The 23217-nt window shown below is 64.6% G+C and carries 18 protein-coding genes and 1 pseudogene; 13 read left to right on the top strand and 6 right to left on the bottom strand.

What is annotated here, in order from left to right; genetic code table 11:
* Window positions 1-100 precede the first annotated feature (100 nt).
* On the top strand, window positions 101-1300 hold the full coding sequence (locus KV697_RS00275) for a GTP-binding protein (protein WP_257575464.1): 1200 nt from the start codon (window positions 101-103) through the stop codon (window positions 1298-1300).
* A gap of 8 nt (window positions 1301-1308) precedes the next feature.
* Window positions 1309-1887 (top strand): DUF1826 domain-containing protein, encoded by a 579-nt coding sequence (locus tag KV697_RS00270; protein WP_219019628.1) that lies wholly within the window; start codon window positions 1309-1311, stop codon window positions 1885-1887.
* Between the two features lie 219 nt (window positions 1888-2106).
* Here the strand turns inward: KV697_RS00270 and KV697_RS00265 are convergent, their stop codons facing one another.
* Entirely contained in the window at window positions 2107-2841 is a 735-nt protein-coding gene (locus KV697_RS00265; RefSeq protein WP_219019627.1) for an SDR family NAD(P)-dependent oxidoreductase, read from the bottom strand.
* Between the two features lie 82 nt (window positions 2842-2923).
* Here KV697_RS00265 and KV697_RS00260 point away from each other — a divergent pair, with 82 nt between their 5' ends.
* The 6 genes and pseudogenes from KV697_RS00260 (at window position 2924) to arsH (ending at window position 6540) form a co-directional block, all read left to right on the top strand.
* Entirely contained in the window at window positions 2924-3325 is a 402-nt protein-coding gene (locus tag KV697_RS00260) for a winged helix-turn-helix transcriptional regulator (RefSeq protein ID WP_306822668.1), read from the top strand.
* Window positions 3326-3518: 193 nt separating this feature from the next.
* The gene (locus KV697_RS00255) at window positions 3519-3848 is read left to right on the top strand and encodes an ArsR/SmtB family transcription factor (RefSeq protein ID WP_219019626.1); all 330 of its coding nucleotides are present in this window, start codon (window positions 3519-3521) and stop codon (window positions 3846-3848) included.
* 10 nt (window positions 3849-3858) lie between these two features.
* A complete protein-coding gene (gene arsC, locus KV697_RS00250) occupies window positions 3859-4287 on the top strand; it encodes an arsenate reductase (glutaredoxin) (RefSeq protein WP_219019625.1) in 429 nt (142 codons plus the stop codon).
* Complete coding sequence (gene arsB, locus KV697_RS00245; RefSeq protein WP_219019624.1) at window positions 4287-5351, top strand: ACR3 family arsenite efflux transporter; 1065 nt, start codon at window positions 4287-4289, stop codon at window positions 5349-5351. Before arsC ends, arsB begins: the two co-directional genes overlap by 1 nt.
* 56 nt (window positions 5352-5407) lie before the next feature.
* Window positions 5408-5626, top strand: a pseudogene (locus KV697_RS20240) (GNAT family N-acetyltransferase); the annotation flags it as partial.
* Between the two features lie 158 nt (window positions 5627-5784).
* Window positions 5785-6540, top strand: a complete 756-nt coding sequence (gene arsH, locus KV697_RS00235) for an arsenical resistance protein ArsH (RefSeq protein WP_219019623.1) — start codon at window positions 5785-5787, stop codon at window positions 6538-6540.
* A 258-nt stretch (window positions 6541-6798) separates the two neighbouring features.
* On the opposite strand, the gene KV697_RS00230 is transcribed toward arsH, so the two are convergent.
* From KV697_RS00230 to KV697_RS00220, 3 genes are all read right to left on the bottom strand, one after another.
* Complete coding sequence (locus KV697_RS00230) at window positions 6799-8028, bottom strand: glycoside hydrolase family 27 protein (protein WP_257575463.1); 1230 nt, start codon at window positions 8026-8028, stop codon at window positions 6799-6801.
* 15 nt (window positions 8029-8043) lie between these two features.
* Window positions 8044-9390 (bottom strand): glycoside hydrolase 5 family protein, encoded by a 1347-nt coding sequence (locus tag KV697_RS00225; RefSeq protein WP_219019622.1) that lies wholly within the window; start codon window positions 9388-9390, stop codon window positions 8044-8046.
* Between the two features lie 108 nt (window positions 9391-9498).
* The gene (locus KV697_RS00220) at window positions 9499-11976 is read right to left on the bottom strand and encodes a glycoside hydrolase family 3 protein (RefSeq protein ID WP_219019621.1); all 2478 of its coding nucleotides are present in this window, start codon (window positions 11974-11976) and stop codon (window positions 9499-9501) included.
* A 189-nt stretch (window positions 11977-12165) separates the two neighbouring features.
* On the opposite strand from KV697_RS00220, the gene KV697_RS00215 reads away from it, so the two are divergent.
* Together KV697_RS00215 and KV697_RS00210 are read left to right on the top strand one after the other, a co-directional pair.
* Window positions 12166-12915 carry an SGNH/GDSL hydrolase family protein gene (locus tag KV697_RS00215; protein ID WP_219019620.1) on the top strand — a complete coding sequence of 250 codons (750 nt, stop codon included), beginning with the start codon at window positions 12166-12168 and terminating at the stop codon, window positions 12913-12915.
* A 3-nt stretch (window positions 12916-12918) separates the two neighbouring features.
* Window positions 12919-14205: an ROK family transcriptional regulator gene (locus tag KV697_RS00210; RefSeq protein ID WP_257575462.1), complete on the top strand. Its 1287-nt coding sequence runs from the start codon at window positions 12919-12921 to the stop codon at window positions 14203-14205.
* 58 nt (window positions 14206-14263) lie between these two features.
* Here KV697_RS00210 and KV697_RS00205 read toward each other — a convergent pair whose 3' ends face one another.
* On the bottom strand, window positions 14264-17461 hold the full coding sequence (locus KV697_RS00205) for a TonB-dependent receptor (protein ID WP_219019619.1): 3198 nt from the start codon (window positions 17459-17461) through the stop codon (window positions 14264-14266).
* A 303-nt stretch (window positions 17462-17764) separates the two neighbouring features.
* Here KV697_RS00205 and KV697_RS00200 point away from each other — a divergent pair, with 303 nt between their 5' ends.
* From KV697_RS00200 to KV697_RS00190, 3 genes are read left to right on the top strand one after another with little or no spacing between them, the layout of a single operon-like run.
* Entirely contained in the window at window positions 17765-19291 is a 1527-nt protein-coding gene (locus KV697_RS00200) for a tryptophan halogenase family protein (protein WP_219019618.1), read from the top strand.
* A complete protein-coding gene (locus tag KV697_RS00195) occupies window positions 19288-20592 on the top strand; it encodes a tryptophan 7-halogenase (RefSeq protein WP_219019617.1) in 1305 nt (434 codons plus the stop codon). The genes KV697_RS00200 and KV697_RS00195 overlap by 4 nt, the downstream gene beginning before the upstream one ends.
* Window positions 20589-22094 (top strand): tryptophan halogenase family protein, encoded by a 1506-nt coding sequence (locus KV697_RS00190; protein ID WP_219019616.1) that lies wholly within the window; start codon window positions 20589-20591, stop codon window positions 22092-22094. Before KV697_RS00195 ends, KV697_RS00190 begins: the two co-directional genes overlap by 4 nt.
* On the opposite strand, the gene KV697_RS00185 is transcribed toward KV697_RS00190, so the two are convergent.
* Window positions 22091-23140, bottom strand: a complete 1050-nt coding sequence (locus KV697_RS00185; protein WP_219019615.1) for a cupin-like domain-containing protein — start codon at window positions 23138-23140, stop codon at window positions 22091-22093. The two genes, KV697_RS00190 and KV697_RS00185, sit on opposite strands and share 4 nt — an antisense overlap.
* Window positions 23141-23217: the final 77 nt, after the last annotated feature.

Genomic DNA, 23217 nt, shown 5'->3' with positions numbered 1-23217 from the left:
TACTGGACATCAGCGGAAACTCATGATTATGTAATGTTGTAACGTATCTCATTGGACGACAGATATGGCAAGTCATTCCTTTCACGACACTCGTTTGCCCGTGACGGTATTGTCCGGCTTCCTGGGGGCCGGAAAGACAACGCTGCTCAATCACATCCTGGCCAATCGCGAGGGGCGCCGGGTGGCGGTGATCGTCAACGACATGTCGGAGGTGAACATCGACGCCGACCTCGTCCGTGGCGGCGAGGCGGCGCTGTCGCGGTCGGAAGAGGCGCTGGTCGAGATGACCAATGGCTGCATCTGCTGCACGCTACGCGACGACCTGCTAGAGGAGGTGCGCACGCTAGCCGAGGCAAGACGGTTCGATTATCTGGTGATCGAGAGCACCGGCATCTCCGAGCCCCTGCCCGTCGCCACGACCTTTTCGTTCCGCGACGAGGACGGCGTGTCGCTGGGCGACGTCGCGCGGCTCGACACGATGGTGACGGTGGTCGACGCGGTGAACCTGCTCGCCGACTATTCCAGCCAGGATTTCCTCGCCGATCGCGGCGAAACCATGGGCGAGGACGATACGCGCAGCCTCGTCGGCCTGCTGGTCGAGCAGATCGAGTTTGCCGATGTGGTGATCGTCAACAAGGCGTCGTCGGTGTCGGCCGAGCAACTGGCGGTGGTGAAGAAGCTGGTCGCCAGCCTGAACGCCGATGCGGTGATCGTGGCCGCCGACCATAGCCGCGTCGATCTCGATCTCGTCCTCGCCACCGGGCTGTTCGATGAGGAGAAGGCCTCGCGCCATCCGCTCTGGGCCAAGGAGCTGTACGGCTATGCGCATCACCAGCCCGAGACCGAGGAATATGGTATCGAGAGCTTCGTCTATCGCGCGCGAGCGCCCTTCGACCCGGCGAAGTTCCATGCCTTCCTAACCAATGGCGGCCTCGACCATGTCGTGCGGGCCAAGGGGCATTTCTGGCTGGCGACCCGCCCCGACTGGGTCGGCGAACTGGCGGTGGCGGGCAGCCAGACCGAGACCGCCCGCATGGGCCGCTGGTGGGCGTCGATCCCGAAGAACCAATGGCCCGATGACGGCCAGTTCGAGGAGTTCGTCGCCAGGCACTGGGATACGGTCTGGGGCGACCGGCGGCAGGAGTTGGTGTTTATCGGGATCGGCATGGGCGAGGCAAAGATCCGCACGCGGCTCGATGCCTGCCTCGTGCCCGCCGTCGCCTTCACCCCCACGCTGTGGACCGGCTTGCGCGACCCTTTCCCGACTTGGGGCGAGCGCCAGATGGAGGCCGTAAAATGAGCCTAGCCATGCTCGATGACATCGTCGCGTTCGGCCATGATCGCGCCTCGCTCGATGCCATTGCGCGTCCCGATGCCGCCCTGGCCATCTGGTGGCGGTCGCTGCCCGATACGCTACGCGCCGCACTGGCATCCCTCGACCTAAACACGGTCGACGATGTGTCGCTCGACCTCACCGCCGACGACGCGATCCATGGCGTGCTTGTCGACGCGGGCTTTGCCAATCCGGTCGCCATGCCACTTGCTAAGGATATCGAACTGTTGGTGCAGCGCCACGCCGCGCTAAGCGGCGAGGATCGGTTGCGGCTGCGATTGGAGGTGGTCGAAACCGACGCCTGCCGCCGCTTCCATGCCGACTTCGTCACGCTGCAATTGCTGTGCACCTATGTGGGGCCGGGTACCCAGTGGTGCCGGATCGATGCCGCCGATGCGATCTGCGAGGTGCCAACCGGCGCGGTGGGCGTGTTCAAGGGGCGGTTGCTACTCGACCCGCCCACCATTCTCCACCGCTCACCGCCAATCAGCGCGACCGGCGAACGCCGTCTCGTACTGACCATAGATCCGCTTGCCGGTCGGCCCATCGCGTAATGAACAGACATTGCCCTACCGTCGACGATTACTGCTCACGGCAAAGGACGTTCAAGAGACCCAGTTCCGGTCACCCACGGCCGGTTTTCACGTTCCCGACGTTTGCCATTCGTTCATGTCGGCGCATGGCGCGGTGACCGGAAGGTCGCAGTTGCTGTCGGTGTGGCACTGGCCGGCTCGTTTGATGGTGCCCGACCTCAAGCCGGCTGGAGAACTTCGTCAAATCTGCGCCAGGCCGCCGTCGGTAAACAGCTCGCTGCCCGTCATGAAGCTGCTGTCCGATGATGCCAGGAAGGCAGCAGCGGCCGCGACTTCTGACGGCTCGCCGACATGTCCGATTGGCGTCGTCGCCCCCATCTCGATCATGGCATCACGGCCAACGACCTCGGCGGCAAGCTCGGTCAAAGTCGGGCCCGGCGACAGGACGTTGACCCGGATACCCGTACCCCGCAAATCCTGCGCCCAGCTGCGCGCCAGGTTGCGGACCGCCGCCTTGGAGGCGCTATAGACGCTGAATGCCGGCGTCCCCATGACGCCTGTGGTCGAGCCGGTGAGGATGACCGAACCACCGCTCTCCATCAGCTTCAGGCCTTTTTGAACCGTGAAGATCGTGCCCTTCACATTGATGTCGAACGTCTCATCGACATGGTCGGGCGTGATCTCGGACAAGGGTGACAACGCCCCCGTGCCGGCATTCGCGAACAAAATGTCGAGCTTGCCGTGGTCCTGCTTCAACGTGTCGTACAGCCGGTCGAGATCGCCAGCATAGGTAACTGATCCCGGGACCGCCCGTGCATTGCCGCCGAGCGCCGCCACAGCTGCTTCCAGCTTATCCGCCCTGCGTCCGAACAGGTACACTAACGCCCCCTCGGCGATGAACCGCTTCGCTGACGCCAGGCCAATCCCCGTGCCGCCCCCGGTTATGACAGCGATCTTGCCTTCCAGTCTTTTCATAAGTGCCTCCATTGATTGGTTGCACGCAGTTGGCTGGGGGCCTACCTACAGACAAGTATGCACCTTTTGGTAAGTATCTATAATGTCTGAAATGCTTCTCGCCGACGATCCGGCCATCGCGCCCATCGCGCCTGCCTTCACCTGCGGGCTCGACGCCACGCTCAAGGTCATCTCGGGAAAGTGGAAGCCGCTGATCCTGTACTTTTTGCTGCGCGGGCCTACCCGCTATGGGGAACTGAAGCGCGCCATCCGCGACGTCAGTGACAAGGTGCTGATTCAGCAACTCAAAGAACTAGAAGCGGACGGCGTCCTGCGCCGGAACGACTACAAGGAGGTGCCGCCGCGGGTCGACTACACGCTCACCGCACTTGGCCAGAGCCTCGCCCGGGCGCTTGAGCCGCTATGCCAATGGGGCACCGACAATATGGCCGTAATGCAGAAGCTATTCGCCGAGCGTGACGGTTGGGGGCGTGGGCGCGGTTGACTGGAAGGCCGTTCGACCTGAAACGATGAGCATAGCACCCATCGCCTCTGGATCAGCCTGACCCAAAGACGGACGTTCGTCCGCTAAACGTCTTGATCGGCAAGCGAAGGGTCATTCAGACAGCGGCGCCGATGATTCATCGGCATATTCCGATACAACTTGACAGTTACAATGCATCGGCTAAACCCGATGCATGAACGCTTTCGATGCTCTGGCAGTTCTCGCCGCGCTCTCTCACCCGACGCGGCTCGATGCGTTTCGGCTGCTCGTGCGACATTCGCCCGATGGACTACCTACTGGCGCGCTCGTCGACGCGAGCGGGCTGACGCAGAGTACGTTCTCCACGCATCTGGCGGTGTTGGCGAAGGCGGGTCTGGTGTCGGCCGAGAAGCGCGGACGGCAACAGGTCCAGCATGCCCGGCTTGATACTCTGCGACAGTTGATGACCTTTCTGGCCAAGGATTGCTGCCAGGGTCGGCCCGAGCTGTGCGAACCGCTGATCGCTGAGCTTTCCTGCTGCTGAAAGGGTCGAGATGCCCACTGACGTCGTCATCTACCACAATCCCGCATGCGGGACGTCGCGCAACGTGCTCGCGCTGATCCGCAATGCCGGTATCGAGCCGCACGTCATCGAATACCTCAAGACGCCGCCGTCGCGCGCGCTGCTGTTACAGCTCATCGAACGTGCCGGCCTGACCCCGCGACAGCTGCTTCGCGATAAGGGCACGCCATTCGCCGAGCTCGGCCTTGGCGACCAGAATCTTGCTGATGAGGCGCTCGTCGATGCGATGATGGCGCACCCCGTCCTCATCAACCGCCCGCTGGTGGTCACCTCGATGGGGGTTCGCCTGTGCCGTCCCTCCGAGGCGGTGCTCGACATCCTTCCCGAGCCGCAGCGCGGAGCCTTCGCCAAGGAAGACGGCGAGCGGGTCGTCGACGACGCCGGCCAGCGGGTGCGCTGATGGCGACGACAGCGGCCGAGATGCAGCGTCCCGGCATCGGCACGTTCGAACGCTATCTGTCGGTATGGGTGGCGCTCTGCATCGTTGCCGGCATCGGGCTCGGCCATCTGCTCCCCGGCACGTTCGCCACGATCGCGGCGGCCGAGGTGGCGCAGGTCAATCTCGTCGTCGCCGGGCTGATCTGGCTGATGATCGTGCCGATGCTGCTCAAGATCGACTTCGGCTCGCTCGGCTCGGTCCGGCAGCACTGGAAGGGCGTCGGCGTCACGCTGTTCGTCAACTGGGCGGTGAAGCCCTTCTCGATGGCGGCGCTCGGCACCGTCTTCCTAGGCGGGCTGTTCGCCCCGCTGCTGCCCGCGGGCGAGATCCCGTCCTACATTGCCGGGCTCATCCTGCTCGCCGCGGCGCCTTGCACCGCCATGGTCTTCGTCTGGTCGAACCTGTGCGATGGCGAGCCGACCTACACGCTAAGCCAAGTCGCGCTGAACGACGTCCTGATGGTCTTCCTCTTCGCGCCGCTTGTCGGCTTGTTGCTCGGCGTCGCTTCGGTGACGGTGCCGTGGAACACGCTGCTGCTGTCGGTCGCGCTTTACATCGTCGTGCCGGTGATCGTCGCGCAGATCGTGCGCCGGGCGCTGCTCGCGTCGGGCGGCCGGCCTGCGCTCGACCGGGTGCTGGCTGCGCTCGGACCGGTGTCGCTCGTCGCGCTCCTCGCCACGCTCGTCCTGCTGTTCGGCTTCCAGGGCGAGCAGATCATCCGCCAGCCGGCGGTCATTGCGCTCCTTGCCGTTCCGATCCTCATCCAGGTCTATCTCAACGCAGGCATCGCATACTGGCTGTCGAGGCGGCTCGGCGTCGCATGGTGCGTGGCGGCGCCCGCCGCCCTGATCGGCGCGTCGAACTTCTTCGAGCTCGCCGTCGCCGCCGCGATCAGCCTGTTCGGGCTGAAGAGCGGCGCCGCACTGGCCACAGTGGTCGGCGTGCTGGTCGAGGTGCCGGTCATGCTCAGCGTCGTCGCGATCGTGAAGCGCACGCGCGGGTGGTACGAGGGCGTACCCTCGTGAGCCGGCTCACCTTCTCTCTGCTGGACCGCAGCAGCTACGGCGCCCTGTAGCCGGCGCTGAACGCGGCCGGCCTGCCGACCGGTGATCTCGACGAACCGGAGCGACGCTTCTTCGAGCTTGCCGACGGTGAAAGCCTGATCGGCTTTGTCGGACTGGAAGGTGACGGCCCCGACCTCCTGCTTCGCTCGCTGATCGTGCTCCCCGGCCGCAAGCAGCAGGGAAATGGCGGCCTCCTCGTCGCCCATGCCGAAGCGGTGGCACGACGCGACGGTGCGAGGCGCCTGCACCTCCTCACGACCACGGCCGGCGACTTCTTCCGGGCACGCGGGTATAGAGACGAATATCGGGCGGTCGCGCCGACCATCATCAGAACCTCCGCTCAGTTCGCCTCGTTCTGCCCGGGCAGCGCCAGCTATCTGGTCAAGGATCTCGCATGGGTCGCCTCCGCCCGCTGCACGACGTCGACGTCCTGCCGGCGCTGGACCCCGCTTTCGCCATCTCGCGCCCCGCCGCAGGGCTCGGGCACGACCGACCATCGCCGCGGATCCTGCTGCTCTACGGATCGCTGCGCGAACGCTCGTTCTCGCGCCTGGCGATCGAGGAGGCGGCGCGTCTTCTCAGGCTATTCGGGGCCGAGACGCGCATCTTCGACCCGTCGGATCTCCCGCTGCCCGACCAGATCGCCGGTGACGATCACCCGGCCGTGCACGAGCTTCGCGAGCACGCGCTCTGGTCGGAAGGCATGGTGTGGTGCAGCCCGGAGCGGCACGGCCAGATCACCGGCATCATGAAGGCGCAGATCGACCATCTGCCCCTTGAAATGAAGGGTATGCGGCCGACGCAGGGCCGCACGCTTGCCGTCATGCAGGTGTCCGGCGGGTCGCAGTCATTCAATGCGGTCAATACGCTCCGCCTGCTCGGCCGGTGGATGCGGATGTTAACGATACCCAACCAGTCGTCGGTAGCGATGGCCTATAAAGAATTCGACGAAGCCGGACGGATGAAGCCCTCCAGCTACTATGATCGTATCGTCGATGTGATGGAGGAGCTGGTACGCTTCACCATCCTGCTCAGATCTCACACAGCACAGCTGGTGGACCGGTATTCGGAGCGGAAGTCCGCCGGCGTCGTTTCCGCCGTTGACGACCATTCCTCAGTTGCGGTCAGAGGGCCGCCGACTGTTATCTGACCAACAACTATCAAATGCGTTGACCCAATCCTCGACATTCGCTGGCATTTTCACGCCACCCGAGACCTGCCATTCATTCATGGACGCAGGTTGAATGCTTGAGCGCCCTCCATCACTACCGGGCATCGCAGGGGGGGGGGGGGGGAATAAGGAAAGCTGTAGCGCGTGCGATAGATGAAGTGCTTTGAGGTCCAGATACGCGCAATATGTTAATCTAGTTATTCGTAAAACCGAATTCATCTTACTAGCTTGATGAAGCTAACTAAATAATCGGATCATAACGACGCCGTGCGGCGCGACTTCAGCGCCGTAACTTTTAGACAGGCGTCCCAAATCCTTGTGCGTCCACAGGTTGCGACCATGCAGGCTAATACCTGTAGGCAAACCCAACTTCGGCCAGTCCGCAACAATTCGTGCGGGTGCCTCGCCCCGATTCCACAGCAGCAGCGTCCGCCCGCCATCGGCCATCGGCTTGACCCAGATCTCCTGCTTGCCGTCGCGCGCCACGCGGTGACCCTGGGCGCCCAGCGAATCCTGATCGACTGCGATCACGTCCTTGTTCAACAGGATGTCGCGCGTCGCCGCCGACATGCCCGCCACGTCATTACCCGCGATGAGCGGCGCGGCCATCATCGCCCAGAGTGAGAAATGCGCACGATATTCGGTGTCGCTCAACCCGCCATTGCCGACCTCTAGCATGTCGGGGTCGTTCCAATGGCCCGGCGCGGCGAAGGGCCATAGCGGCTCGTTGAGATCGACGATCGATGCGACACCCCAGCTATAGCCGTGCTTGCCTTCCCATTTGTCGGTAATGTCGCCGGTCGTCCGCCACATATTGCCGATCTTAGCGCCCCAAAGCCACGGCCTGGAATTGCCCCACTCGCAAAGCGAGAACAAGATTGGCCGCTCGGTCGCGCGCAGCGCATCGGCCATGGTCGCATAGGCCTCCTCCGCATTGCGGACGCCGGTCGAGCACCAGTCATATTTCAGATAGTCGACGCCCCAGCGGGCATATTGCAGCGCGTCCTGATATTCATGCCCCTGACTGCCCGGGCGCCCGCCGCAGGTCTTGGTGCCGGCGTCGGAATAGATACCGAACTTCAGCCCCTTGGCGTGGATGTAGTCGCCCAGCGCCTTCATCCCGCCGGGGAAACGCGTGCGATCCTCGGTGATGAAGCCGTTCGCGTCGCGCGTGCCGTGCCAGCAATCGTCGATGACGATATACTCGTAGCCCGCCGCCTTCATGCCGTTGGACGCCATCGCGTCCGCCGTCTTGCGGATCACCGCCTCATTGACGTTGCAGGCGAACTTGTTCCAGCTGTTCCAGCCCATGGGCGGGGTCTGCGCCAGACCATTGGCGGTCCGCTTGGGGTCCTTGGACGGGGCGAGCGTGTTAGGGTCGGTGTCCAGCACCTCCTGGGCCAGGACGGGTGCGGCCTGGAGCATGAGCGCGGCGGCGGTCAGTGGACGAATGACGCGTCGGAGCATGATGATCGTCCTCGCTCAGCGGGTCTTGGGAAGGCGCGCGATCGCCTTGGCATGTTCGGCGACCAGCCGGATGGTCGTGTCGCCGGTGAAAATGCCGTACCACCCCTGCGGCTCATGCGGGGGATCGCCCATATATTGGCCGTCGCCATCGCGGAAGCGATAGTCGGGATGCTGCGCCCGCGCCTCGCCGTTCCAGGCCCAGAAATTGGTGCCCGCGATCGGCCCGCCAGACTGCATGTCACGCAGCGCCGCGGCATAGATCAGGCCGTAGAAGCGGTCCTTGAACGTCGTCGCGACCTTGGGATCGTTGCTGCCGCCGTCACGCGGATAGCCGAACTCCTCGATAATCAGCGGCTTGCCCAGCTGCCGCGCATATCCGACATGCTTGGCGATATAATCCTGGGTCAGCGTCTCGCCGCGCTTGTAGGTATTGGCGAGGTCCGTCTGCTTCACCCAATCCCAATTGTTGGGCCAGATATGCGCGGTTAGATAGTCGATCTCGGGAATGCCATGCTCGGCCAGGACGATCCCCGGTTGCTCCAGCGCGCCCTTCAATCCTTCCGAGCCGGTGCAAACCAGATGATGGGGGTCGAGCGACTTGATCAGCTTCGCGCTGTCGCGCACCCAGCCATAGAACTGGTCGAGATCGGCATGCGCCGCGTCACCCGCCGGGCGCGGTTCGTTAGATAGCTGCCACGCCATGATCGTCGGATCGGCGGCATAAGGCTTGCCGGTGACGCTGTTCGTCCGCGAAACGACGGTCCGGATCCAGTCGTCATACATCGCCTTGGCGCGGGCATTGCCGTAGAATTGCGCGTTGAAATTGGCGAAAGCGGGCCAGGGGTGCGCGGGATCGTTGGCGTTGATGAACGTGCCGCCGTTCACATAGAACAGATAGGTCATCATGCCGCCCGACCACTCCCAGAAGTTGGTCAGGTAGAGGACGGCCCTCATGTCACGCTTGGCCATCTCGGCGAGCGCATAGTCGAGCCCGGCGAGCAGCGTCTGATTGATCGTGGAGGCGGTGCGGAAACCCGGCTTGATCGAGTTGCGCAGCGGGCCTTCCTCGGCCGAGGCGAGGATGCGCAGGTTGGTCACCCCCATCGCCGCCAGCGCGTCCAGTTCGCGGCCCAGACGCGCGCGGTCGCCATAAGGGGCGTCGGCCCCCAGATAGGCGGCGTACCAGATATTGGCACCGGCGAAGCGATAGACGTCGTCGCCGATCATCAGCCGCATGCCGTCGCGCCGAACGAAGGCGCGCTCCCCGGCCTTCGCGTCGCTGGCCAGCGCCGGGACGCTCGCCGCACCAGCCAGCAGCCCCGCCGTTCCCAGAAATGCGCGACGATCCATCGCCTTCGTCATCCTCTCACTCCCCTGTTCGTCGCGGTCCCTTGGCGGGTCTGCCATGATCCACATTCCGTAGAAATCAGGGGCGGCCCGGTATCGAGCCACCCCCGCCCGATCCGCCGTTCAGCGGACCCCGCAGCTGACCGGCCCCGGAGGCGCGCTGGCGATCCGGATCGACGATATGTCGAGGTTCAGCTTGCCGCTGATGGCGATGATCCAGGGCTTGGACACGGCGCCCATCGCCACGCCGCCATCGGCGAAGCAGCGCAACGGAACCGCGAGTTGGCGCCACTGGCCCAATTCGCCCTTCAGCGCCCCGGTGATCGGCACCGAGGCCGTCTTGCCGCCCTCCATGCCCAGCGTCACCTCGCCGCTCGGCGCGCCGGTGACGCGGTAATCGAGCAACAGGCTGAGCTGTCCGTTGGACTCGCGGGTGATGTCGATCGGCTTGGCCTCCTCGATCGCGGCTCCCGCCGGAGCGGTGCCAGCGAAGGCGAAGCGAAGGCTGTCCTCCTGCGCGGCGCGATCGACACGGGTCTGCTGGACCGGCCCCATCACGTTCAGCCGCGCCCCCGCGACCAACCGACCACGAACGAACAGCGCGTTCTGGTCACCCGCCGCCACCGCCGGGCGTGCCTCGCTCAGCATCGGCACGGTCGTGCCCTGGCCATAGGTCAGGCCATAGCCGATCGGGAACAGCGGATCGTAATTGGGATCGCGCTTGTTCAGGACATATTGGTCGAGCCGCTTCGGCCAGGAGAAGCTGAGCTTGCCGCGGAAGTCGTTGCGCGGCTTGCCGTCACGGCCGGCGATCAGCACGTCGGCGACGCCGCCACCCTCGGTGCCGGGAAGGAAGGCCGCGACGAAGGCATCGGCGGCGTTAAGCTCAGGGTTCACCCAAAGCGGACGACCCGACAGAAAGACCGCAACTACGGGAATCCCGGCCGCCTTCAGCTTCTTCAGCAACGCCAGGTCGCTCTTGTCTTCCGGGCTGTATTCCAGTGTCGGGCGGTCACCCGTAAATTCAGCATAAGGTGTCTCGCCGAAGACGACGATCGCGGCGTCGGGCTTGGCGGCATAGCTGCCGTCGACCGCCAGCGTCGCCTTGCCTCCGCCCGCCTTGACCGCCTCGTCGATGCCCGACCAGATCGACTGGCCGTTGGGGAAATTGGCATTGGTGACGCCGGTCCCCTGCCAGGTGATCGACCAGCCGCCCGCCTGCTGACCGATATTGTCGGCACCGCGCCCCGCGACCAGGATATTGGCGCCGGGCTTGAGCGGCAGGATATTCCCGTTGTTCTTCAGGAGGACGAGCGACTCGCGCACCGCCTGACGGGCGATCGCGCGATGCGCGGGCGCACCGATCAGGTCGAACTTGCCGCTGATCGGACGCGACGACGGACGTCCCGCCTCGAAGCTGCCTGCCAGCACCTTGACGCGCAGGATACGCCGCACCGCATCGTCCAGGCGCGCGGCCGGGATCGTGCCGTCCTTCGCCTCGCGCAGCGTGTTGGCGTGAAGCTGCTTCCAGCCCGGACCCGAATACATGAACATGTCGAGCCCGGCATTGATCGCGGGCGCGCAATCCTCGTTGGTGCAACCCGGCACCTGGCCATGCGCATTCCAGTCGCCGATGGTGAAGCCGTCAAAGCCCATCCGGTCCTTGAGCACGCCGGTCAGCAGACTCTTGTTGCCGGTCATCTTGGTGCCGTTCCAGCTCGAGAAGCTGGGCATCACGGTCAGCGCACCCGCGACCAGACCGCTGCGATAGCCTGCGGCATGAACGTCGCGAAGCACCTCCTCGGACACGCGCGTATCGCCCTGGTCGCGACCGCCGGTGCCGCCATCGCCGAGGAAATGCTTGATCGAGGATATGACATGTCCGGGCCTCATGAAGTCGCCACCGACGCTGCCCTGAATCCCCTCGACCATCTTGCCCGCGTAGGATTCGACGATCGCCGGATCCTCAGAGTAGCTTTCATAGGTCCGGCCCCAACGGTCGTCCTGGACCACGGCAACGGTCGGCGCGAAGCTCCAGTCGATGCCGGTCGCCGCCGTCTCGGCCGCCGTCGCTGCGCCGATCTTGCGGATCAACTCGGGGTCGCGCGCCGCTCCCAGCCCGATATTGTGCGGGAACAGCGTCGCGCCAACGATATTGTTCGCACCGTGCACGGCGTCGGTGCCCCAGATCAGCGGGATTTGCGGGCGACCGTCGCTTCGCTTAGCCGACGCGTCGTAAAAGGCGTCGAAAAGCTTCAGCCACTCGGGCGCGGGGGCGAATTCGTCGTTATTGGGGGCGGAATTGCCACCGTTCAGGATCGAGCCGAGCTTGTAGGTCTCGAGGTCCTTCGGGGTGATCGAGGCGATGTCGACCTGGATCAGCTGGCCAACCTTGTCTTCAACGGTCATGCGCGACAGAATCTGGTCGACCCGCGCTTCCACCTTGGGATCACGCTGGCGCTTCAGGGGCAGCTTGGGCCAAAGATCGGGATGCGCCACGGCGCTTCCAGTGTCGGCTGCGGGTGCCGTCTGCTGTCCGATCGCGCCGCCGCTCAGAGCGGTCGTCGCCACGATCGTGATCAGGATGCGATGAAACGCCATGAAGTATCCTCCCCTATTTTTATACCCCGACGTGCCGGTTTCCAGACGCCGCTGTCAAGAAAACTTATTTCAAATTTTCTTATCTTGGGATTAGGATCGTCGTCACCCTGGCGGCAATTCATGTGGCAGGGAAGGGAGAGGCGGCATCCGGCAGTCGGAGGCAGGCCGATTTCCGTGCCGGAGAGTTCGATGCGCTACGCCCCTGCCCTGTTGATCCTGATGGCGACCACGGTTTTCGCACAGCAGACGCCCACCGCCCCTGCCGCCGCACCGACGCAAAAGGCACCCGACGAAGGCGAAATCCGGCTGCACAACGACTTCGGCTGGCTGGGGCGCTACCGCGACGCCAATGCCAAGGTGACAGGACCGGTAACGATCGTCTTCATGGGCGATTCCATCACACAGGGATGGTTCGACAAGATGCCCGGCTTCTTCACGCCCGGCCGGATCGATCGCGGTATCGGCGGGCAGACGACGACGCAAATGCTGCTCCGCTTTCGCCAGGACGTGATCGACCTCAAACCGCAACTGGTTCAGATCATGGCGGGCACCAACGATATTGCGGGCAATACCGGCCCGATGACGCCCGAACAGACCGAGGCGAACATCATGTCGATGGCGGAATTGGCCCGCGCGCATGGCATCCGCGTGATCCTGGCCTCCATCCCGCCCGCCGATCATTTCCCTTGGCGGCCCGGCCTCGACACCGCGTCGCGGATCGCAGTACTGAACACCTGGATGCAGGACTATGCCAAGCGCACCGGTTCGACCTATGCCGATTACTGGTCGGCGCTGCACGACGGACAGGCGACCCGCGCCAGCTTCACCTACGACGGCGTCCACCCCAATGAGGCGGGCTACGCCGTGATGGCGCCCGTCGCGGAAGCCGCCATCCGCACCGCGCTCTCCAGCCCCCGCCCCCGCCCGATCGCCAATTGAGGTTTGTCGGGATGGCAGATACCAAGATGGAAATTCGAGGAGGGGGTTACGGAGAGACTATTTGAAAAGCCCCAGGCGATCGATCCGGTCGTTGGGGCGAACCGGCGTGATGCACGGCTGTCGGTCTCGCTATCCGGGACGAACCTCGCCCGGGCGGGCGATTATAATCTGCGCACCGTGCTGCAGGCGATACGCCTCCGCCCCGACATCACGCGGGTCGATATCGCACAGCAGACCGGGCTGACCACCGCTGCGATCGCCAACATCACCGGCAAGCTGGCCCAAGCGGGGCTGATAAAAGTAGCGGGGCGCCGATCCGGGGGGCGCGGCCAACCTGCACTGAAGCTGACGATCGAGCCTGACGGCGCCTTCGGGATTGGGATCAACGTCGATCGCGATCACCTGACCCTGGTTACGCTGGACCTGGCGGGTGAGGTGCGGAGCCGGGTGACACGTGAGATGCGCTTTCCGATGCCCGACGATTTGCTTGACTTCCTCCGCGACGAACTCGACGCGGCGATCGCGAAAGGCCGCCTCGACCGGAGCCGCATCGTCGGGGTCGGTGTGGCGATACCCGACAAGATGGGCAGCATCGCGATGCCCCACTCACCGCCCAGCTATGCCGTCTGGGACCAGACCGATCTACCCGGATTGCTTCGCCCCATGCTGCCCTGGCCGATCCACTGCGACAACGACGCCGCCGCCGCGGCGCTTGCCGAGGCGGAATATGGGACGGGGTTCGACAATCCCAATTTCTTTTATCTGCTGGTCAGCGCGGGGCTTGGCGGCGGGCTGGTGATCGACCGTCATTACCGACGCGGCGCATCAAACCGCTCGGGTGAGATCGGACTGATGCCCGATCCGTCCGGCGATCATGCCGGAGCGTGCGTGCAGGACACGGTTTCGGTTTCCGTGCTGCTCGAGCGGCTGGCGGCGGCCGGACATCCGGTCGCGGATGTGTCCGCGCTCTCCGAACTGCGAGCCTCAGCGGAACCCGTCATCGCGGGATGGATCGCCGATTCCGTACGCGCGCTTGCCGGGCCTATCATCGCCGTCAATTGCCTGATCGACCCCAATATGATCCTGATCGGCGGCCGGCTGCCGCCCGCCCTCATCGCGCGACTGGCTCGAGCATTAGCCGAACGGATGGCGGTCGTCGCCATGCCTCGATCTGCCTCGATCCTGCCTGCGACCATTGCCAAGGACGCATCGGCCGTCGGCGCAGCGATCCTTCCCTTTCTCGACCGGCTCGTCCCTTCCGATGCCACGCTGATCCAGGCGGGGCGATAGGCACAAAAAAGGCCGCGGCTGATCGCCGCGGCCCAGGTGCTCCCCGGGGGGGAAGTCTTTAGTAGGTCAGGCGAACGCTCAGCTGGAACTGACGATCGCTCTTGAACCAAGTGCGCGGCGCTTCCAGCCCAGTCTGGTTGAGCACGAACGTCGTCCGTGTCGTCGCATCAAGCAGGTTCTGCACCTGCAAGCCGATCTTGAACTGCTTGTTGACCGTGTAGAATAGCGAGGCGTCCGCTTGTCCCGTCGCCAGAGCATAGACTGGCAGGAACGGGAAGCAGCAGTCGCGGTTGGTCAGCAGATACTTCGACCGCCAGCTATAGGCGATACGCGCATAAATGCCGTTGAAGTCGTAGAAGGCCGAAACGTTGAAATTGTACTTCGACAACTGGGCCAGCGGCAGCGTGTTGTAGAGCCCGGCGACGTCGACCGGCGGACGGCTGCCATCGGCAGGGCCGTTGTTGGGCGTCGCGTTCGGGATTTTGCCCGGATCGATATAGGTGAACGTCGCCTGCGTCCCCAGACCGCGCAGCAGGCCCGGCAGGAAGTCGTAGGTCTGCTGATAGGACAGCTCCGCACCCTTGATGTTCGCAGTGCCCGGTGCGTTGGCCGGGCCATTCACCGACACGGCGAAAGTCTGACCGTTGTTGGTGAAGTTCCGTACAAAGCCATAATTGTCCAGGATGATGTTAGACAATTCTTTGTAGAACACAGCGCCAGTCAACGAGCCAACCTTGGCGAAGTACCACTCGGCCGTCAGGTCGAGCTGCTTGGCGTCGACCGGTCGGAGATACGGGTTACGCGCGTTCGATTGGAAGCCGTATGATCCCGTCGTGTTGCCGCCCGATGGGGTCAGCCCGACGAAGTTACGCAGGTCGTTAAAAGCCGGGCGGGAGATCGCCTTGGATGCAGCGAAGCGGAACAGCAGGGTCGGCGTGACCTGATACTTCAAGTTGAGGCTGGGGAGCCACTTGTTGAAGCTCTGCCGCGCTACGTCGGCGGTCGAGGCCCCGTTCGAGAAGGCGACGACGGCCGCCTGCTGGGCTGCGGTCAGCGTACAGATCGGACGCACAGTGTTGTTAGTATTGGGCGAAGCGCAGAAGGCCGCGACGGTCGAGAAGCCGCCCAGCGTCGTGCTGATCTGCGGGAAGGTGACGCCGCCAACTGACTCGTCCTGGGTGCGGACGAAGCGCAGGCCGATGTTACCCGAAAGGCTGGTCTGGCCGCCGCCGATATTGTCGGCACCGAAATCGACACGCGCATAGGCGGCATAGGTCCGCTCACGCACATTATAGACTTCGTTCGGCAGAAAATAGCCGTCCACCAGGTTCGTACCGCGATCCTCCAGCGGCGTGTAGCCGCCGCCCGAGGCCTTAGTCGCCTGGCGGAGCAGCGCGGTAAGCGCGTCGTGATTGGTCAGGAGCGAGTCACGCAGCGAAATGGTCGAAGGCGGGGTGTTTGCCTGGCTACGATAAAAATCAGTGAAATTCAGGCCGGTTACCGCGCCAGGATACTGGGCCGCCGTGGCGGGGCCACCCGAGGTCCAGGTGTCCGAGACGGCACCCCAATTATTATAGTCGTTGGTCTTCACCGTCTGGTCACGATCGGAATAGCGGCCACCGACGCGGACCTTGCGCAGGAACGAGTCCTCAGACAGGTCATATTGCGCATCCGCCTTGAACGCCCATTCATGGCCGTCGCTGTTGGTGCGATTATTCATCGCGTCACGGATGTAGATCTTGGTCGGGTCGCTGAAATAGGCCGCCGCCGACTGACCGTTGGGCGGAATCACCCCGACTTTGGGCACGCCGTTGCGGCCGTCGATCGACACGCCCGAGAAGGTGGCGAGCTCGACGACGTCGTCCGAATCCCGGCCCTTCGAATAGACGTACTGCCCGTCGAAATTGAGGTGCAGGCGGTCGGTCGGATCCCACTTCACGTTCACCGACTGGTCCTGCGTAAACCCATCGGTCTGGAAGTAGCGATTGCCGAGCGTGGTGTACTGACCACCACCGTTGCGGATCAGCGTGCCCGACGTGAACAGGCCGTTGGCGTCATAAGTGGGCTGCGTGAAGGTCTGCCCGGCAAGCGGTGCGTTAGGATTATAGCCCTGAGGGAAGATCTGGTTGGCGTCGGAGTAATAGACGTTCGGTTCGACGGTGTGGTCGAGCCACGTCTGCTTCGATTCGGCGCGAAGGAACTGCGCCGTTACGAGCAGATTGCCGCGCGCATTCTCATACTGTGCCGCACCCGAATAGCCGATCCGCGTGCGGTCAAAGTCCTGCATGCGCGAACCGGCGCCCAGCGGCACATAGGCCACATTGCGCCCCGACGGGACAGGATAGTGATCATAGGCCGTCGCGGCGTAGGGCGTGCCCGCGTTGATCGTCCGGCCTTCGCCCGCATCCTGCTGGCCGTTCCCGTTGGTATCGTCGTTATAGCGCGGGATGAATGCGGAATAGAACACCGAGTCCGAGCGGCTGAACTGCTCGTTGTAGCTCGCGCTGGCGAGCAGGCCGAAGCGCCCGCCGTTACCCAACTGCCACTGCTTGGACAAAAGGCCGACGACCGCTGGCGCGCTGCGCTTGGCAAAGTCACCATAATTTACGCTACCCGACAGATAGACCAAGGTGTCCTTGGTATCGAACGGCTTGCGGGTGTTGATGTTGACGGTACCCGAGATGCCGCCCTCGACCAGGTCGGACGTCAGGTTCTTGAACACCTCGACCGAGCCGACGAGTTCGGTCGGCACATCGTTGAAGCCGATCTCACGGCCGCCCGACACGCCGAAGCTGTCGCGGCCGTTGAATTCACCGCGCACATAGCTGAGGCCACGGATGGTCACCCCCGAGCCCTCGACCGAGAAGTGAGCGGTGTCGCTGGCGGCGGCGAAGCGGGTGATCGCAACGCCCGGCACGCGTTGCAGCGCTTCGTTGACCGAACGGTCAGGAAGCGCGCCGATATCCTCGGCCGTGATCGCGTCGACAACCGTGTCGGCATTGCGCTTGATGGATTGGGCGTTTGCCAGCGATTGACGAAGGCCTGTGACCACGATGTCGCCGTCAGACGCGCCCTGCGCAGCAGGAGTCTGCACATCGGCAGGCGTCACGTTGGACTGATCCGCAGCCGTCTGGTTCGCGATCGAGACGCTGTTGGAAAGGGGCTTCTTGCCCGCGGCGGCCCCTGCCGGAACAGCGCTCGTCGCGGCATCAGTCTGCGGTCTGCTTTCGTCGTCGCGCGACGCCGGTGCAGGCACGGTCTGCGCGTAAGCGACTGACGGGACGAACTGTGTGGCCGCGCATAGGGCCACCCATGACGCCGTTGCAGTCAAACGATTGCGACGCGCGTCGCCATGCATGGAATGCCGATGCATCATCCCCTCAATCCTCTCCAAAACCTATTCTGACGGACCAAATCCGCTGTAATCTTGTACGGCCCATGGTTGGCTAAGACGGTCCCGGTTCGGACACAACTGAATTATAGAAACTTGATTTAATTATTTGAGATTTGCATTTTAGTGTTGCTGGCGGGTGACACCAGCTAGCGTTGCGAGGGCAAAATGACGGGCAATCCCTTGGCCGATCGGCCTGTTCGCGTGGTGGTGGTCGGCGGAGGCACAGCCGGGTGGATGACGGCGGCTGGCCTGGTCGGCCTGTTATCCAAAGCTTGCACCGTCCATCTGGTCGAGTCCGAAGAGATTGGCATCGTCGGCGTCGGCGAGGCCACCCTGCCGCATTTGCGTCTCTATCTGGAGCGATTGGGTATCGACGAGGCCGAATTCATGGCCGCAACCGATGCGACCTTCAAACTGGGTATCGAGTTCCGGGACTTCGGCCGCATCGGCGACCGCTATATCCACCCCTTCGGAACCTATGGTCGCCCGCTGGGCGGCGTGGGCTTCCATCATTATTGGCTGCGACGCCGGGCGGAGGGTGCGGATGTGCCGCCCATCGGCGCTTATTCGGCCGGAGTCGTGGCGGCCGAGGCCTGTCGGTTCGAGCGGCCGGGAACGGATCCGGACGATCCCACCACAAGTTTCGGCTATGCCTATCAATTCGACGCGACCCGCTTCGCACCATTTCTCCGCGCCTGGGCCGAGAAGCGCGGCGCGCGCCGCACTGAGGGTCGTGTCGTTTCGATCGAGCGCAACGGCGGCGACGGCACGGTCGGCGCGGTGACGCTGTCCGATGGCGCTCGCATCGAGGGCGACCTGTTCATCGACTGCTCGGGGTTTCGCAGCCTGTTACTCGGCCAGGAACTGGCGGAGGCATGGGAGGACTGGTCGCACTGGCTACCCTGCGACCGCGCGGTGGCCGTGCCGAGCGTCCGCCCCGACGCCGCGACCGAACCTTTCACCCGCGCCAGTGCGACCAAGGCGGGCTGGCGGTGGCGTATCCCGCTGCGCCACCGCGTCGGCAATGGCCACGTCTATGCCAGCGCCTTTTGCGGCGACGATCAGGCGACCGAGGCGTTGTTGGCCGGGCTGGACGGCGCCCCCCTCGCCGACCCGCGCTTCCTGCGCTTTCGGGCCGGTCGGCGGCGACGCAGCTTCGTCGGCAATGTCGTGGCGATCGGGCTGGCCTCGGGGTTTCTCGAACCGCTCGAGTCGACCAGCATCTATCTGGTGCAGGCGGCGATCACCGCACTGGTCGAGCATTTCCCCGATGCGCGGGTCGAGGCGATCGACCGAAACGGCTTCAACGCCGCGATCGATGCCGAATATGACCGTATTCGAGACTTTCTGATCCTCCACTACCACGCCACGACCCGCGCCGATTCGCCATTCTGGAATCACGTCCGCACGATGACGGTGCCCGACAGCCTGGCCGAGAAGATGGCGTTCTGGCGCGCGACGGCACAGGTGGCGCATTATCGCCACGGCCTGTTCCTCGAGCCGAGCTGGATCGCCGTCTATCTGGGACAGGGTATCGTGCCGCACGGCTGGGACCCGCGCGCTGATCGGCCCGATGCCGCCGGGCTTGACCGCGCACTGGCGGGACTGTCGCGCGCGATCGCCGACCGGGTCGGGCAGATGCCGCCGCACGACCGCGCACTTGGGCTGTCGGGTGCGGGAGCGGCCGCGTGAACAGCCGTAGGTTTCCCGGCGCTATCGCAGTGGTCGGTGGCGGTTCGGTCGCACTAGCCGCGGCGGTCGGTTTCGCCAAAGCGCTGCCCGGGGCATCGATCGAATGGGTGCCAGCGATGGTCTCGGACGCAGCTCTGGCGGATCGCTGGCCGCTGGTCATGCCCTCGGCCCAGGCGATGCTGGCCCGGCTGGATTGCCCACCCGAATTGCTTCTCCGCCACGGTGTGGCGACCCCGCGCCTTGCCACCCGGTTTCTGGGCTGGGGACCGGGCAGCTCACCCTGGATGGTCGGTGACGAACCCGCGCCCGGTCCACCTGGGGTTGCGCTGCATCAGCTATGGCTGAGGGCCGGGACGGAACGGCCCTATCATGCGCTGAACCCTGTTTGTGTCGCGGGCGAAGCCGGACAGCTTGCCGGGAATATGCAACCGGCGCTTCACTGCAATGCACGCGCGCTGAGTCAGGGGTTGGCGTCGCTCGCCCGGCAGAGTGGCGTCATTATGGGGCAATCCCCCCTGACCGGGGTTGCGCGTGGTCGGGATGGCGTCGAGGCACTGCAATTGGCCGACGGCCGCGAGTTGGCGGTGGACTTCGTGATCGACGCGACCGGGCCCGATCGACTGGTCGCCACCTCGGACGGCTTCAACGGGTGGGACGATGCACTGCCCTGCCGCTTCCTTTGCATCGAACCCGATGCGGCAGTGCCATCGCTGGTCGACACATATCAGGCCGTTGAGGGTGGCTGGACCGCGCGCTGGCCCGGCGCGAAGGCGACCGCGCTTGTGCAGGGCGGCGGCATTCCGATCGCACCCGGCCGCCTCGACGCGCCATTGCGCGGCAATGTCCTGGCTCTCGGGGAAGCGGCCGTGCAGCCGGGCCCTATCGGCCTGACTGGTTTCACACTGACATTGGCAGGACTTTCGCTGGCACTGGACCTGTTGCCGGTCGGTGGGGACACCGCGCTGCTGGCGGCCGAGTATAATCGCCGCGTCGGTCAGCGGGCCGACCGGATGCGCGACTTCCTCGCCGCGCACCGGATCGGCCTGGCCTCAGGGGCCGACGCAGTAGTCCCCCCTTCGCTCGCGACGATACTCGCGCAGTTCACGCGGCGCGGCACCCTGCCCCCGGTCGACGAGGACTCCGTCGAGCGTGACGCCTGGATTGCTGTGCTGATCGGCCAGGGGCTCCGGCCTCAGCGGCCGGACCCGATCGCGCTCGGCCTATCGCGGGACGACGCCCGGCGTCTGCTGTCCGATTGTTCTTTACAGGCGCGCGCCGCCGCCGGAAAGCGCGGGAGATGACCCATGCTCCCATCGATCACGTCGTCATCGTTGGCGGAGGCACGGCCGGCTGGATGATGGCGGCCGCCGCCGGACGCTATCTCGACAATGGCACGCGGCGCATCACGCTGATCGAATCCGATGCGATCGGCACCGTCGGCGTGGGCGAGGCGACGATCCCGTCGATCCTCAATTTCAACGCGCTGCTCGGCATCGACGAGGCGGAATTCCTCCGCGCCACACAGGGCAGCTTCAAGCTGGGCATCGAGTTCGTCGGCTGGCATCGCCCCGACAGCCGCTATGTCCACCCCTTCGGTCATTACGGCCGCGACATTCAGGGGCTGAATTTCCATCAACTCTGGCTGAAGATGCGCGAGCAGGCGGGAGTCGGCCCGATCGGCGATTATTCCGCCTCCACCGTCGCGATGGAGCGGGCCGCGTTCGGGATGCCGCAAAGCGATCCCCGATCGCCCTTGTCGGGCTTGGCCTATGCCTATCATTTCGACGCTGGTCTCTATGCCGCCTTCCTGCGCCGCCGGGCCGAGACCGATGGCGTCACGCGTGTCGAGGGGCGGATCGTCATGGTCGATCGCGCCCCCAATGGCGATGTCGCGGCGGTACGACTGGACGATGGCCAGCGGATCGCCGGCGACTTGTTCGTGGACTGTTCGGGCTTTCGTAGCCTGCTCCTGGGCGAGACACTAGGCGTCGGGTTCGAGGACTGGTCGCATTGGCTCCCTTGCGACCGCGCAATCGCGGTACCCACCGAGCGGACCGAGCCGCTGCTCCCCTATACCCGCGCCACCGCGCATCAGGCGGGGTGGCAATGGCGTATCCCGCTCCAGCATCGCACCGGCAACGGCGTCGTCTATGCGAGCCGGTTCATGGACGACGACGACGCGGAGCGGTTGCTCCTGTCGCGGCTCGACGCCGAACCCACCGCCGCCCCCCGACGTCTGTCCTTCACCGCCGGATGTCGCACGCGGTTGTGGGAGCGCAATGTCGTGGCGCTGGGGCTGGCGGGCGGGTTCCTGGAACCGTTGGAGTCGACCAGCATCCATCTGATCCAGCAGGGCATCTCCAAGCTGTTCGCCCTATTCCCCGACAAGCGCATGGTGTCGGTCGAACGCGATGAATATAACCGGCAGATGGGCGACAATTACCGCTCGATCCGGGATTTCATCATCCTCCACTATCACGCGACGGCGCGCGACGACTCCCCCTTCTGGGATCATGTCCGAACGATGCCGCTCCCCGACACGCTGGCCCGCAAGATCGCGCTGTTCCGTGAGAAGGGACGGATATTCCGCTACGAGGACGAATTGTTCGCGACGCCGAGCTGGGTCGCGGTACTGCTGGGACAAGGCGTCATGCCCGAAGGCTATGATCCGGTGATCGACGCGCTGGACGAGGAACGCGTGCTGGCCGCGCTTCGTCAGATGCGCCAGGCTACCGCCACCGCCGTCGCGACCCTGCCGCCACATTCGGTCGCCTTGGCGCAGTTGATCGGCCGATCGCCCTAGGCGGAGCCGAGCATCCGGCGAAGAAACCCGCGTATCCGCTCGTCGCGCTCCGGACTTGGCGGCTCCAGGATGCCGCGCGCCGACGGAGGCAGATGGTCCGCCACCCGTGTCGCCTCTTCACCGAAGACATAGAGGTCGAACCATTCGCGAAGCGCCGCCCGCTCCGCTGCCGGACGGTCACGTACTGCGAGGATCGCATGGATCAACGCGGAAAACGGTGCGTCGGGCGTGCCGCGCGTCCACCAGTAATTCACCAGCAGGTTGAGTGCCCCCTCCGCCCGGATCTCATGCCACCACATGGCGGGGATATAGATCGCATCGCCCGGTTCCAGCAGGACCATCTGCGCCGACGCCTGCGCCGATGCGAAACGCGGGAAGCGGGCGAGGTCGGGCTGCTCCAGATCGACCATGCTGGTCGGCTGCCCCGCCATCGTCATGTCGAGCGGACCGATATAGAGGTTGGCGGCCTGTTCGGGTGGGAACAGGACGACCCGGCGACGCCCGGCAGCGACCACCGCGACATTGCTCGCCATGTCGTAATGGGCCGAGACCCGGCTGCCATTGCCGATCCACAACCGGGCCTGCGCATCGCCGACCGGCAGCGGGAGCGGGTGATCGCGGGTCCAGCCCGGGAAATGATCGGCAGCGGTGCTCGCACCCGCATAAAGCGCGGCGGGCTTCTCCTGACCCTGCGCATCGACCAACGCCTCGAGCAGCAGCGGCAGCGGAATCTGCGCGCGTTCGAAGTTGAAGCCGGAGAAATCGGCCCGGTAGAAGAAACGCCCCCCGATCGAAGGGTCACCTACCATCAGCCCAAGCGGCCGGCCACCATCATAGCGCCGCAGATAGTCGGCCAGCGGGACCACGCCCCGGCGCCCGACGGCGACGACAGGCCAGTGCTCGACCAACCGGCGCATGACCACCGGTCGCGCCGCCTCGACAAGGACCAGGAAGTCCTCGAGCGTGGTCGGCGCGGCCACCTCCGTCACCGGATCGGCTCGTCCTATCCAGTCGTCAGCGATCGTTGCCCCAGCGTCTTGCGTCATCACCAACCCACCGTGTCAGCGAATACATAAAAAAGAAAATGTTTTCCGTTGCATCGCGCCGAGCCGCGATTAGCAAT

It is taken from the genome of Sphingomonas sanguinis (assembly GCF_019297835.1).
Taxonomy (GTDB): domain Bacteria; phylum Pseudomonadota; class Alphaproteobacteria; order Sphingomonadales; family Sphingomonadaceae; genus Sphingomonas; species Sphingomonas sanguinis_D.
Note: the sequence above shows the minus strand (reverse complement) of the source record. Positions and strands in the feature narration are given on the sequence as shown.